Raw genomic sequence first — 13,254 nt, 5'->3', positions numbered from 1 at the left:
ATCAGGGTAATAAAATTCGGTCTTTCTTTCGAGAAATCAGACGCGTCGCTTTTAAGATTGCTATCGGTAACGATTGCCGCTTTCGGTAAGCAAGGTAGCGCCCTTCCCATTTTGGATCGTATTTTTCTTTGTATCGTCGTAGACCCGTGAAACTATACATGTAACGAATATTATTGAAGACATCTGCCGCCACACGTTCTTGCCAGAAGGACGTTTCATCCTCGCCGACGGACGAGAGTGGCGCCATTCCCATGTTAAATGTCCGGTAGCCTTCTTCTTTCGCATATTCGAATAGCCGAATGAACATCGCATCCATGATCCCGTTCGGTCCGTCCGGTCGAAAACGCATCAAGTCAATCGATAGGACCCCCTCTTGGTAAGCAGGCATGAACGTCATGAATCCGATCAACCGTCCTTCCGCTTCACGCATGATGCCGATTGGTGCTCGATTTAAGTAAGGTTTGTGGAAGTAACCGAGTGAGAAGCCTTTTTCAGACTTCCCACCTAACCATTCATCCGAGACCTCTTGCAGTTCTGCTAACAATGTATCCGAAAAAGGTGGCTCGATCACTTCAAACGTCATACCTTCTCGTTCAAAGCGATTTTTAATCGAGCGAAGTCCAGCTCGTTTTTTTCCTGATACGGTGAAAGACGGAATATCGACGATCGCTTCTTCGCCGAGTTTGAAGAAGTTGAAGCCGAAATCATGATACAGCGACATGTTTTGTGCTTGAATCTGATAGATGTTCGGAATGTATCCGAGATCTTCGACACGGCGGAGGAAGGAGGCGATGACTTGTGAATGCTCCTTTGGATCTCCACTTGGATCACCGAGTACCATGATCCGGTTGCCAGTCTGACTGAACTGAATGAACGAACGACCTGTTTCGGAAAAGAAGAAGCGCTTATCTCCGAGAAACGCTAAATGGCTCAAATAATTGCCACCCTGTTCACGTAATACCGTTTCGATTTTTTCAGCATCGAACCGCTCCCCGAGCACCGGTTGATTAAATGTGTTAAACAAGCGTATGAAAACTAATCCATAAACGAGCGCAAAGATGGATGAGCTCGCGGCAAACATGAAAATCTCATGCGACGGATACACTTCTGTACCGTCTGCCGACCCGAGTGTATAAAAAGCGTATCCGAAAAAGACGAACCCGCCAATGTACAACAGACCAACGAACGCAACCCGGATGAAACGCGACGTCGTAATCAGTGTCCGTTCCCGATGAAACGCGTTACGAGACATCAGTAACAATCCGAGGACGACGACGACGGCAAGGAAGGAAATCAAGTTAAATCCACGAAGTGCCATCCCGACCAGCGCGAAGAACGATGCGCCATACATCATATACAAGGAACGCTTCGTTCGACGATAGAGCGCTGTCGATAAGAGGACAAATAATAGTCCGCCCATCAAAAAGAAACTGTTTGCGAGCAACAACGCTTCATGGGGCAATTTAGATTCCAAATATTCATATTGTGTCGAGACCGGTGGCAAAATCGCTAGCCCCCAGATCGTGATACCCGCGACAAGCGTAATCAACGCTAAGGTGAAGTGACGAATTTTACTGAGGAATCGCAATTGCAAGCGCCAAATGACACCCCCGACCTCAACCGACGGACCAACAATGGGTTTATCTTCGATCATCTTGACGACTGGACCACTAAACTCTCGAGCCGAGAAGACGACACCGATTAAGAATGGAATTAAGTAATAAACGAGACGATAAATCAATAATCCCGTCAAGACGATGCCTTCCTCGACTCCTGCACGTTGCATACCGATCAAAAAGACTAAGTCGAATGAACCGAATCCGCCGGGTACCATCGAAATCAAACCGGCTGTCGCAGCGATGATGAAGACACCGATCACTTTTGCAAAACTGACGTCTGTTCCGAGTGCTGCCAAAATGAGATAGACGACGACACCGGCACTAAACCACTCCGCAAACGATACAACGGAGTATAAGGCAATCGATTTCGGATGAATGCTGCTGTTCCCACGTCGAAACGAGAACAATAGATAGAGCGGGAAGAATAAGGCAACACCGATGATGACTGGCCATAACCATTTCTTCATTTCAAGCACTTCAAACGCTGGGAAGACGTGCAAGAGGGATAACGTCGATAAGATTGACAAACCGCTAATCAATGTCGGCGCCATCCAACCGATCGCTTTCAACAGGCGTCCGCCTTCAACGAATGGTCGATACAGGGCGGACCGGATGGCCACCCCTGCGAGACCTCCGAAACCGATGATGCCATTAAAGGAGTTCGCAATCCAGGACGCTCGGAAAATCAATCCGACTGGTGCTTTTGCTTCTAGCGAGCGCAACAAAAAGAAGTCATAAAAGAACATTGTCGAGACTGCCACGAGACCTGCGAGAATCAACAGGATGAACTGCCAAGATGGTACTTGGCGGATCGCTTGAATCGATTCCTTTAGAGACAAACTGCGTAATTCATTTTGTCCTTGATAAAAAATGAATCCGATCAAGACGATCGGCAAGATGATCTTCGCAATCGTCATGAGCCGTTGTTTTGAGAATTTCAAGATGCCAGCCTCCTTGATTTACGGATTAAGTACATAAGACGAACAAGCAATAGTGTCGCTCCGACCGCAAGACCGATGATCAATCCCCACCAGTATCCATCTGGTCCAAGTGCTGTGTAGCGTTCAAGATAAAAACCTAATGGTAGTCCAATGACCCAGTAGGCTACGATCGTCAATAAGAAGGTGACGTTGACGTCCTTGAACCCACGTAGTGCACCTTGCGTTGGTGCAGCGACGGCATCTGACAATTGGAAGAAAATCGCGAGAATCATAAAGTGTGCAGCTGCTTCGATGACTTTTGGGTCTCGACTATATAACGCTGCGAGTTCTTCATTCTTTAAGTACAACAGGATACCGGAAAACACGGAAACCGCAACACACATCGTCAACCCGATGCCAACATACTGAACCGCATCCTTGATCCGTTTAGCACCGACCTCGAAACCGACTGTGATTGTCAATGCGGACGCAGCGGACAACGGAATCATATAGACGAACGAGGCGAAGTTGATGGCAGCCTGATAGGCACCGATGATGACGTCGCCATACGCTCCAAGCAACAAGGTGACGGCTGAAAAAATACTGACTTCTGAAAAAATCGCGAGACCGATCGGCGCACCGAGTAGAATCAATTCCTTGATCCGCTTCATGTCCGGACGGTAAAAACGTCGGAGAACACCAAGACGCTGGAACAGCTCTCCTTTCATGACGACAGCGATGATTGCTAAACAAAGAATCCAGTACGTGATGGCAGTCGCAACTCCCGCACCGACACCACCGAGTTCCGGAAAACCGAAGTTTCCGAAAATGAATAGATAATTGAAAAGGACGTTAATGGGTAAAGAGATTAGTAGTAAGACCATCGTAATGTTCGATTTTCCTAATGAATCGATGAGTGTTCGTAAGACGAAGAAAACGAACATCGGCACGATGCCGAGCGCTAGCATCACGAGATAGTTCCGCGCGACTTCGCGCGCTTCTACCGATAACTCCATCCGCTCGAGAATCGGATTGACAGCGAGAAGTCCGATGACGACTGTCAAACCGATGATCACGACAGCGACGTACAACGCCTGCATGACGATCCGTTTGACTTCCCGCTCGCGTTTCGCTCCCATCGCTTGGGAAACGAGCGGCGCGACGGCAAGTAGAATACCGGTCAATCCTGTGTAAACAGGTGCCCATAGACTCGCTCCGACACCGACTCCTGCTAAATCAGCAGAGCCATATCGACCGGCCATGACCGTATCAAAAAAACTGATTAAATAAAACGCGACTTGCGTTACGAGAATTGGAAAGAAGATTTTCATGAATTGTTTCATCTTTCCTGAGAACGTAACTGTTTCTAACATGTTTCCACCACATTTCAGGAGGAGTCCTCCTTAATTTTAAAACGCATCATTCTTGAACTCTTACGAAATCAATCCAAGGAGGGATTCATCTCATGAACCATCGAGATACTGAAAAGCTAACTTTTGAACTACTCGAGACCTGGTCTACCTTCAATCATTATGCCAAAGAATCACAAACGTTTGAAAATCCGGAAGATATCCATCAAGCCCGGATTCGCTTGCGGAAACTGATCACGTTCGCTCGATTGGTCGAGTTAACGGAAGAACCCGTCTATTTGATTTGGAAGCGTCTGATGCACGCCTTCGGTGAAGTGCGCGATCTCGACGTACAGCTCGAAGCGACTTCGAAAAAAACAGAAATCGACCAATTGTTCGCAAACCATGTCGCCTTACAACTCCAAGGAAAACGTTCGACCTTGATTGAGACGATGCATCTCTTGATCTCAAATGAACTGGATCGATCCGTCCGTCGATTTTTAGCGAGTCCGATGACAAAACGCCTCAAGCGGATGTCAGAAAAAGAACTGATTCATGCCGCGGAGAAACGCTATGAGAAAAAACGTGAACAATTTGAAAAAGTACAACGAAAGGATGGTCCAAAACGTATCGAACGGATGCATGAGTTGCGGCTTGCGACGAAAGCGTACCGCTATACGGTCGAGTACTTGCGTCCCTATACGAATCAGCCGAAGTCCGCTGTCGATCGTCTAAAAACAACCCAGACGCAACTCGGACATATCAATGACACGTATCAGCGACTGGAAAGATGGCGGTCATTCGAGGTTCCGACTGCTTATCAAGCAGAGCGCTTGCATCAGATCAAACGCTTAGAGGATGAACTGCGTAACGCACTCGATCAAGTTGAGATCGCTCACGGGTGACGTTGAACAAGTAGTTCAAGCATCTTTGTTCCGGCAATCGAATTGCCTTTCGCGTCAAGGGAAGGACCAAACACACCGATTCCGAGATCAGCCATATCGAAATCACTTCTACCACAGGCAACGACCGCACCGGAAACACCACTTTTTCCAGGAAGTCCGACTTGGACAGAAAATTCTCCAGATGCATCATACATGCCACATGTCGTCATGATGGCCCGGATGATTCGTGCGTTACGACGCGAGATGACTTGACGCCCGGATGGCGTTTTTCCAGATGTACTTAAAATTTTCCCCATCATGGCAAGTCCTTTACAATTCGTCAAAATCGCACATTGTTTCGTGTAGACGTCGATGATCTCTTCGACGTTGCCTTCGATGACGCCGTGATAGCGCATGAAGTAGAGCAACGCTCGGTTCAAATCTGTCGTTTCGAATTCTGATTCAGCGACATCTGCGTCATATTTTACCATTTCTACTTTAATATCCAATAGTTTTGCGATGAATTGACGCAATTGCAGTAATTTATCCGTAGCATCCGTTCCCGGCAACATGCTGGTCACTGCTAGTGCTCCTGCATTGATCATTGGATTGAGCGGTTTTGTCGGAATCGTCTCTTCAAGTTTCGCAATCGAATTGAACGCATCACCCGTCGGTTCCATCCCAACTTTCGAAAAGACATAATCTTCTCCGAATGTCTCGAGGACGAATGCCAGTGTAATGATCTTCGACACACTCTGTAATGTAAACATCGTGTCCGCATCACCTGCCGAAACGAACGTCCCGTCGGCATTACAGACAGCGATACCAAGTTGGGTCGGATCAACTTTCGCAAGCTCTGGGATGTAACTTGCGACTTGTCCAAGTACCGTATACGGACGACACTCTTCAATCAACTCCTCGAGTTGGGCTTGTGTAACATTCATGGCGTTCCCTCTTTCTCTTTTTTTCTAGCTTATCACGCATCTGGTGGATGCGGATATGGTTCTTCCGTAAACGCTAAAAGGAGTCGATTCGTTTCAGCCGAGTCGACTCCTTTTTCTAGCATCTGCTTTATCCGTTTACGACTAGTTCACCGTCTGCTACATCGATCGCAATCTGGGAACCATCTTGAATCGCCCCACTAATCAAAGCTCGGGCAAGCTTCGTCTCAATCGTCCGTTGCATATAACGGTTGATTGGACGCGCACCGTATTGCGGTTCGAATGCTTCTTCAAAGATCAGCGTCTTCGCAGCATCCGTGACATTAATCGTAATGCCGCGTCCAGACAAGCGAGAAGTCATCTTCTCGACCGCTTTGTCGATGATTCGTTCGATCTCTGTCCGGTGGAGTGGATGGAACAAAATCGTATCATCAATCCGGTTTAAAAATTCCGGTCGGAAGTGACGCTTCAGTTCTTGGCGAACGGCTTCTTCTTCCGCCGCATCGATGACACCATCTTTTGCTGCTTCAAGCAAGATGGGCGCACCGATGTTTGATGTCATGATGACGATCGTGTTCTTGAAGTCGACGACACGTCCTTGCGCATCTGTTAACCGACCATCGTCGAGCAACTGAAGCAAGATATTGAAGACATCTCCGTGCGCTTTTTCGATCTCATCGAATAGAAGAACCGAATACGGGCTCCGTCGGACGGCTTCCGTCAATTGACCGCCTTCTTCATAACCAACGTATCCTGGAGGCGCACCGACGAGACGGGAGACATTGTGTTTTTCCATATACTCCGACATATCGATGCGGACGATATGATCTTCACTATCAAACATCGCTGCCGCCAAGGCTTTTGCAAGTTCTGTCTTCCCGACTCCTGTCGGACCGAGGAACAAGAACGAGCCGTTCGGACGATTCGGATCCTTGATACCTGCTCGCGCTCGAATGACAGCATCCGCGACGAGACGAACCGCTTCGTCTTGACCGAAGACACGCTCATGAAGCGTATCCTCGAGATAGAGTAGCTTTTCCCGTTCGCCCTGCGCGAGCCGCGTCACTGGAATGCCGGTCCATTTCGAGACGATGTCGGAGATCTCTTCTTCCGTCACCGCTTCCCGAACCAGTTCGTGGGAGACGTGTTCAGATGATTCTTCCGCGACTTTCAGACGCGCTTCAAGGTCTGGAATTTGACCGTACTTGATTTCCGATGCCCGGTTTAAGTCATAGCGCCCCTCGGCTTCTTGTAACGCCAGTTTCGCTTTCTCAAGATCCGCGCGTAACTGTTGGACACTTTGCGAACTCTCTTTTTCCCGTTCCCATCTTGTCCGAAGCGCACTCTCATCTTCTCGGGCAGAACTGAGTTCTTGCTGTAAGACGGCAAGTCGTTTCCGGGATGCTTCATCCGTCTCTTTCTTTAATGCTGCTTCCTCGATCTCGAGCTGCATGACCCGGCGGACGAGGGAATCGAGTTCAGCCGGCATCGACTCCATATCCGTCCGAATCATCGCACATGCTTCATCGACGAGATCAATCGCTTTATCTGGCATGAACCGATCCGTAATATACCGATCGGATAACATCGCCGCCGCGACGAGTGCATTGTCATGAATCCGCACACCGTGGTGAATCTCGAACCGTTCCTTTAATCCACGCAGAATAGAGATCGTATCCTCGACATCCGGTTCCGCGACGAGGACTTGTTGGAAGCGACGTTCGAGCGCTGGATCCTTTTCGATATACTTCCGGTACTCGTCAAGCGTCGTCGCACCGATACAGTGCAATTCTCCTCGCGCAAGCATTGGCTTGAGCATATTTCCAGCATCCATTGCGCCGTCCGTCTTCCCGGCACCAACGATCGTATGCAGCTCATCGATGAATAAGAGAATCTGTCCTTCGGCTTCCTTGACTTCATTCAAGACCGCCTGCAGGCGCTCTTCGAACTCACCACGGTATTTTGCACCAGCGACGAGCGCACTCATGTCTAAACTGAACAACTGCTTGTTTTTGAGACTCTCGGGTACATCTCCTCGGACGATCCGTTGCGCGAGTCCTTCAACGATTGCCGTTTTCCCGACACCAGGTTCTCCGATTAAGACGGGATTATTTTTAGTCTTCCGACTTAAAATCCGGATGACACGTCGAATTTCATCGTCACGACCGATGACTGGATCCGTTTTCCCGGACCGGAAGTCCGCTACGAGATCGCGTCCATATTTTTTCAGCACATCAAACGTCTCTTCGGGATTTTTCGTCGTGACCTTGCGATTGCCTCGCATACTGACGATCGCTTCCCGAAGTGTCTCTTCCGTAATGCCTTGACGACGTAAATATTGAGCTGCTGGACTTGATTGTTTGATCAGGGCTAATAATAAGTGCTCAACGGAGACGTAGTCATCCTGCATGAGTCGCGCTTCCGTCTCCGCTTCCGTCAACACGTTCAGCAACGAGCCCCCGATCCGTGGCGTCGTCGCCTGGGACAGAGCCGGAAGCTTACCAATCGCTTCGTCAATCGCTGCATTCAATGTCTCAATCCGTTGATTCAACTTTTCAAAAATGACCCGTGCAATTCCCTCTTCTTGAGCAAGTAAGGCAAGTAACAAATGCCACTCTGTGATTTCACTATGACGACGTTGTTTCGCAATCGCTTGGGCAGAGACGATTCCCTCATGTGCCCGATCCGTTAAACGTTCAAAATCCATCCTTGATCACTCCTTCACTGCAAGTTGACGTTCCCACTCTTCATAAAAGGCGCGGTCCATCTCAGGTAACTTGACTTCGAGTTGGACGAGTAATGCCCCACGATGACCATTCGCTTGACTCAGACCACGATTTGGAATGCGAAGTCGTGCTCCTGGTTTTGTGCCCGGTTTGACTTTCAGTTTAATTCGTTTTCCTTCAAGTGTATCTGCGACGACTTCTCCTCCAAGTACAAGTGTCGTCGGATGAACGCGGACGGTCGAGATGACGTCTTGGTCGACCCGTCGGAACTGATCGTCATCCTTCAGGTGAATCGTCACGTAAACATCTCCCGCGACACCTTGTCGGTTACGCATCGAACTTTTTCCACGTAAGCGGACTTTTTTGCCGTCATAGACATCTTTCGGTAGCGTCAACTGAATCGAACCGGTCGCAAGACGCACCGTGACTTTTTCATTCGTACTGAGATGACTGAGTGGAACCGTCAATTCAAGCTCTTCATCGGTCGACACTTCTTCCTGACTAAAGAACGAACCGAACATGTCTTCAAATCCGAACGATTGTCCAGGTCGTGTCCGTCCACCACCTCCGAACTGTCGGAACAGATCTTCATAATCTCCAGCGCCCCCAGCTCCAGCACCTGCCATCCGGTCGAAGTTACTGCCGTATCGATCGTACTGTGCTCGTTTCTCCTCATCCCCAAGCACATCGAAGGCTTCTTGGATATCCTTGAAGCGCTGGTCCGCACTCGCCTCCTTGTTGACGTCTGGGTGATATTGCTTCGCCAGTTTGCGGTACGCGCGCTTGATATCTTGATTCGATGCATCCTTTGCGACACCGAGTGTTTGATAATAGTCTTTTGCCATTCGAGTTCACTTCCTTTTCCTATACTTCATTACCTTAATTATAAAAGTCACATCTTAATTGGTCAAATATAGTCAAACTTTTTTCTGACATTCTGTTCTCTTTTCACTTTACGTCCTTGCGACAAACAAGTTTCACCAGCTGAACCATGTTATACTGATAGCCAAACAGGAAATGAACGATGGGAGGATCTACAGATGGACGGTAAAACACGTAAAAATATCACACCTGGTCTTAAAGTCAGCATCGTGTTGAAACAAGATCAACGAACAGGTAAACGAACAGAAGGAATCGTTAAAGACCTTCTCACGAAATCACCGCAGCATCCGCACGGGATCAAAGTGCGATTAGAAGACGGACAAGTTGGTCGTGTTCAAGAAATTTTAAGTTAAAAAGACAATAATCGCTCGCCCTGATTCCTTTTCGGAGTCAAGACGAGCGATTTTTTCATGCTTCAGCAGTTTGTTCTAAATACCGCCACGTTGCTTCGACCAGAATACGCGCTGCGTCAAGCATCGCTGGCTCTTTAAAATCAAACTGGGGATGATGATGCGGTGGATAGGAAGCGTCCCCGGCTCCTGTAAAGAAAAATGCACCGGGTACGTGTTGCAGATAATACGCGAAGTCCTCGCCGCCCATTGTCGGTTCGATTTCAAATACATGCTTGTCTCCTAAGATTTCTCGTGCGACGGATTCGATCAATACGGTGGGTACCGCATGGTTGACGACAGCTGGATACCCTTTTTCGTATGTAAATTGATACGTCGCTCCGACCGCCTGACAGATTCCTTTGATCGTCTGCTCCATCCGCTCAATGATTTCGTCCGCTGTCGCTTCATTAAACGTTCGGACCGTTCCTGTTAATGTCGCTTGATCTGCGATGACATTAAACGTATTCCCCGCGTGCAACGTTCCGACGGTCACGACTGCCGGCTCTAGCGGATTAAGTTGACGACTGACGATCGATTGTAATTCCTTGACGATCGTTGCCCCGAGTAAGACAGCATCAATCGTCTCATGTGGTTTCGCACCGTGTCCGCCTTTTCCATATAAGGTCAGCTCGAACTTATCAGCCGCTGCCATGATCGGACCGGTCCGAACACCGACATGTCCTAAATCGATTGTTGACCAAAGATGCGTTCCGAAGATGACATCGACCCCTTCAAGACAACCGTCGGCAATCATATCGCGTGCACCACCCGGGACGACTTCCTCCGCATGTTGATGAATCAAGACGACATTCCCCGGTAACGATTCCCGCTGTTGCATGAGCGTCTTTGCGACGGCAAGCAACGTCGCCGTATGACCGTCATGACCGCACGCATGCATCACGCCCGGAACTGTCGATCGATATGCGACCTCTTTTCCGTCAGCAATCGGTAAAGCATCGAAGTCGGCACGTAACGCGACGGTCTTCCCCGGTTTTCCTCCACGAATGTACCCGACGACACCACGTCCACCCACTCCTGTCTTGACTTCGATTCCGAGCGTTTTTAAATGTTGCGCGATATAACGCGGTGTCTCGACTTCTTGAAACGATAACTCCGGGTGCTGATGGAGATAACGACGACGCTCCACCATTTCCGGATACAACGCGTCTAGTCCGGCAGTTCGTTCTGACATGTATGTATCCCCCTTATTTTTTTTGATGCAGTGTCTTAACGCTCTCCCGCGTAAATTGGAGACGTTCGAGTGTATCTTCATAGTGTCCCGCAGCATAGGACAAGAATAAGACGTCAATCGCAAACAGTTGAGCCAGTCGTGAACTGAGTGCCGCACTACGAAGCGGTGCTTCCGGTGCGCGCGAAGTCCAAAGCGCAATATCTGCTAGTTGGCTGATCCGATTGTCCCCAAAACGCGTCAGACTAATAACCTTTAACCCTTGGATTTTCGCCAAGCGAATCAACTCGACGACTTCTTCTGTCTCACCACTGTAGGAAATCGCAAAAAAGACATCTTCTGGGCGTGCATTCGCTAAAATCGTCGCAAGTAGATGCTGATCCGTTTCTTGAATCGCTAGTTTCCCGACACGCGTCCATTTTTGAGCAGCGTCTTCCGCTACGACATGTGACGCCCCGATTCCGTAAAAATAGATTGCACGTGCTTGGTCGATAACGTCGATTGCTTCTGCAATCCAATCATCATTTAACTGCTTCGCTGTATCCTGCAACGCTTGAATACTGTTACTAAGCGTTTTTTCAATCAAGTCGACCGGACGTTCATCCTTTTCGATATCATGATATCCTTTTAAATCCGTGCGTGCCGTATCAGCCGAAATCCGCATCCGCAGCTCTGGATATCCCTTTAATCCGAGTGCACGGCAAAAGCGAACGACTGCAGCAGCACTTGTATCCGACTCCTCTGCGAGTTGGTGGATCGTCATGCGCGCAATTTGGTTCATATGCGTCAAGACGTAGTCTGCGACTTTTCGTGAGGACGATGGTAGTTCTTCTCGAACTGCTCCGATTTGTGAATAGATACCGCCATTCATCTAGATCTCTCCTTTATCATCTTCTTTAAAAGAACTGGCGATTCATCGCGCCGTCCCCGTTTATAGAACTGTTCTTCTTCCATTATGCTCTCTCCTACTGACTTTCGTAAATCTAAAAAATGGGAAAGTGAAACAAAATATCATTCTTCTTCCATACCCTTCCTTTCATACTCATATACTTCTATCTTCAAGCGTTCGTCATACAAAAAAGCGACATTCCGCTAAATAAGGAATGTCGCTTTATAAAGTAAATGGAGAAATCAACGAATCTTGACGATTGGTTTTTTTGTATCCGGATCGAGGAATAGCATCGCTTCCGTATCACCGTTCAAGTTCGTCACAGTGATCGTCGTCGGAATGTTTCGATTATATTCCCAGCGATTCTCAAGCAGGTACGTCACGTACTGAACGAATGCGACGAGTTCTGCTTTTCCGTAAAATTGAACGGGAATCTTCATTTCAAGCTTTTTAAGTTCATCTTCTTGATAGAAGCCTTCCCCCATCATACCGGTGTAGTTCGGGAAGTAGTCTTCTAGACGGTCTTTGAATAAATCAAATTTCGCCGCATCATCACGAACATCATTCGTTGCACGTGCTGACGGGTAGTAGTAATAGCGTTCATTGTAGTTCTTCCAATCATTCGCGCTGATTTGATTCCCGCGACCGATGAATGCAGACGAGAGATAATGACCGGAAACCGGTGAACCTTCTTTTTCCTGGAGGTAGAGGGCGACGTGAATCGGTGTCGTCTTCATACCCTGCGTCTTACGCATTTTCTTGACTAAATTGTTTGCCATCCGCTTCCCTTCAGCAACGACTTTCTTTTCATCAAGTTTAACGGTATAGGTCGGTCCATAGTTTTCATCTTGGAAAACATACTCACTATTTAAGACGAGAGCGATTGATGTACCACCGAGTTCAAGCTTCTTATCTTCTTCAAGCATGTAGTCTTGCTCTAAGATATGCGATAGAATCATAGGTGACTTTTGATTTTTTTCTTTATATGACTTACCTGACGTGTAGGCTGGGTTTAAACCTTCAGGATCGCTGACGCCATCGCCTGCTTTCCCTTTTCGTAACAACCATTTTGCGATTTGGTCGGCTTCGAGTAACTGACCTTCTTGGTAATAGTATTTTTCCGGATCAAAAAATTGTGTCGAATGACGCATCAATCCTGTTTCGATTTCATCGAGTTCAAGACGCGAACTGACACGCTTTTGTGTCATTCCACGTGCGACGCTTGGACGAAACGGTAAGACCGTCCGGTAATACGAATCCGTCGTATCAATGGCTGGACTGACGACGGCTTGGACTTCCTTACCTTGTTCACTTTCAGTAATGACTTCTTTTGTATCGCTACTTGGCGAAAGGTCGAACGAACAAGCACCCAAAAATAACGTGCTCGATAACGTCAACGCTACTGCTTTTTTATAGTTCATCTCTATTTGCACCCCATGTTTTCAAATCGTTCTCTTTATCAT

10 protein-coding genes are annotated in these 13,254 nt (G+C 48.0%); 2 read left to right on the top strand and 8 right to left on the bottom strand.

Features of this window, described 5'->3' with window-relative positions; all coding sequences use genetic code 11:
- Position 1: 1 nt before the first annotated feature.
- Both mprF and VJ374_RS02580 read right to left on the bottom strand, forming a co-directional pair.
- Positions 2 to 2,560: a bifunctional lysylphosphatidylglycerol flippase/synthetase MprF gene (mprF, locus tag VJ374_RS02585; protein WP_035412340.1), complete on the bottom strand. Its 2,559-nt coding sequence runs from the start codon at positions 2,558 to 2,560 to the stop codon at positions 2 to 4.
- Positions 2,557 to 3,912, bottom strand: coding sequence for an MATE family efflux transporter (locus VJ374_RS02580; RefSeq protein ID WP_290754199.1), 1,356 nt, complete (start codon positions 3,910 to 3,912; stop codon positions 2,557 to 2,559). Before VJ374_RS02580 ends, mprF begins: the two co-directional genes overlap by 4 nt.
- 92 nt (positions 3,913 to 4,004) lie before the next feature.
- Between VJ374_RS02580 and VJ374_RS02575 the strand changes: the two genes are divergently transcribed.
- Entirely contained in the window at positions 4,005 to 4,793 is a 789-nt protein-coding gene (locus tag VJ374_RS02575; protein WP_035412333.1) for a CHAD domain-containing protein, read from the top strand.
- Here the strand turns inward: VJ374_RS02575 and glsA are convergent.
- The 3 genes from glsA to VJ374_RS02560 form a co-directional block, all read right to left on the bottom strand.
- Positions 4,784 to 5,716, bottom strand: coding sequence for a glutaminase A (gene glsA, locus VJ374_RS02570; protein WP_329470053.1), 933 nt, complete (start codon positions 5,714 to 5,716; stop codon positions 4,784 to 4,786). The two genes, VJ374_RS02575 and glsA, sit on opposite strands and share 10 nt — an antisense overlap.
- Positions 5,717 to 5,843: 127 nt before the next feature.
- Positions 5,844 to 8,420, bottom strand: coding sequence for an ATP-dependent chaperone ClpB (clpB, locus tag VJ374_RS02565; RefSeq protein ID WP_329470051.1), 2,577 nt, complete (start codon positions 8,418 to 8,420; stop codon positions 5,844 to 5,846).
- 6 nt (positions 8,421 to 8,426) lie between these two features.
- The gene (locus tag VJ374_RS02560; RefSeq protein WP_035412324.1) at positions 8,427 to 9,284 is read right to left on the bottom strand and encodes a DnaJ C-terminal domain-containing protein; all 858 of its coding nucleotides are present in this window, start codon (positions 9,282 to 9,284) and stop codon (positions 8,427 to 8,429) included.
- Positions 9,285 to 9,479: 195 nt separating this feature from the next.
- On the opposite strand from VJ374_RS02560, the gene VJ374_RS02555 reads away from it, so the two are divergent.
- Positions 9,480 to 9,674 (top strand): YwbE family protein, encoded by a 195-nt coding sequence (locus tag VJ374_RS02555; protein WP_290754208.1) that lies wholly within the window; start codon positions 9,480 to 9,482, stop codon positions 9,672 to 9,674.
- Between the two features lie 55 nt (positions 9,675 to 9,729).
- On the opposite strand, the gene VJ374_RS02550 is transcribed toward VJ374_RS02555, so the two are convergent.
- The 3 genes from VJ374_RS02550 to VJ374_RS02540 form a co-directional block, all read right to left on the bottom strand.
- Positions 9,730 to 10,905 carry a M20 metallopeptidase family protein gene (locus VJ374_RS02550; protein WP_329470049.1) on the bottom strand — a complete coding sequence of 392 codons (1,176 nt, stop codon included), beginning with the start codon at positions 10,903 to 10,905 and terminating at the stop codon, positions 9,730 to 9,732.
- Positions 10,906 to 10,918: 13 nt separating this feature from the next.
- Complete coding sequence (locus VJ374_RS02545; RefSeq protein WP_329470048.1) at positions 10,919 to 11,773, bottom strand: MurR/RpiR family transcriptional regulator; 855 nt, start codon at positions 11,771 to 11,773, stop codon at positions 10,919 to 10,921.
- Positions 11,774 to 12,033: 260 nt separating this feature from the next.
- Positions 12,034 to 13,212: a CamS family sex pheromone protein gene (locus VJ374_RS02540; protein ID WP_035412315.1), complete on the bottom strand. Its 1,179-nt coding sequence runs from the start codon at positions 13,210 to 13,212 to the stop codon at positions 12,034 to 12,036.
- Positions 13,213 to 13,254: the final 42 nt, after the last annotated feature.

It is taken from the genome of Exiguobacterium sp. 9-2 (genome assembly GCF_036287235.1).
Classification (GTDB): domain Bacteria; phylum Bacillota; class Bacilli; order Exiguobacteriales; family Exiguobacteriaceae; genus Exiguobacterium_A.
This window is presented reverse-complemented; position numbering and strand designations above follow the sequence as displayed.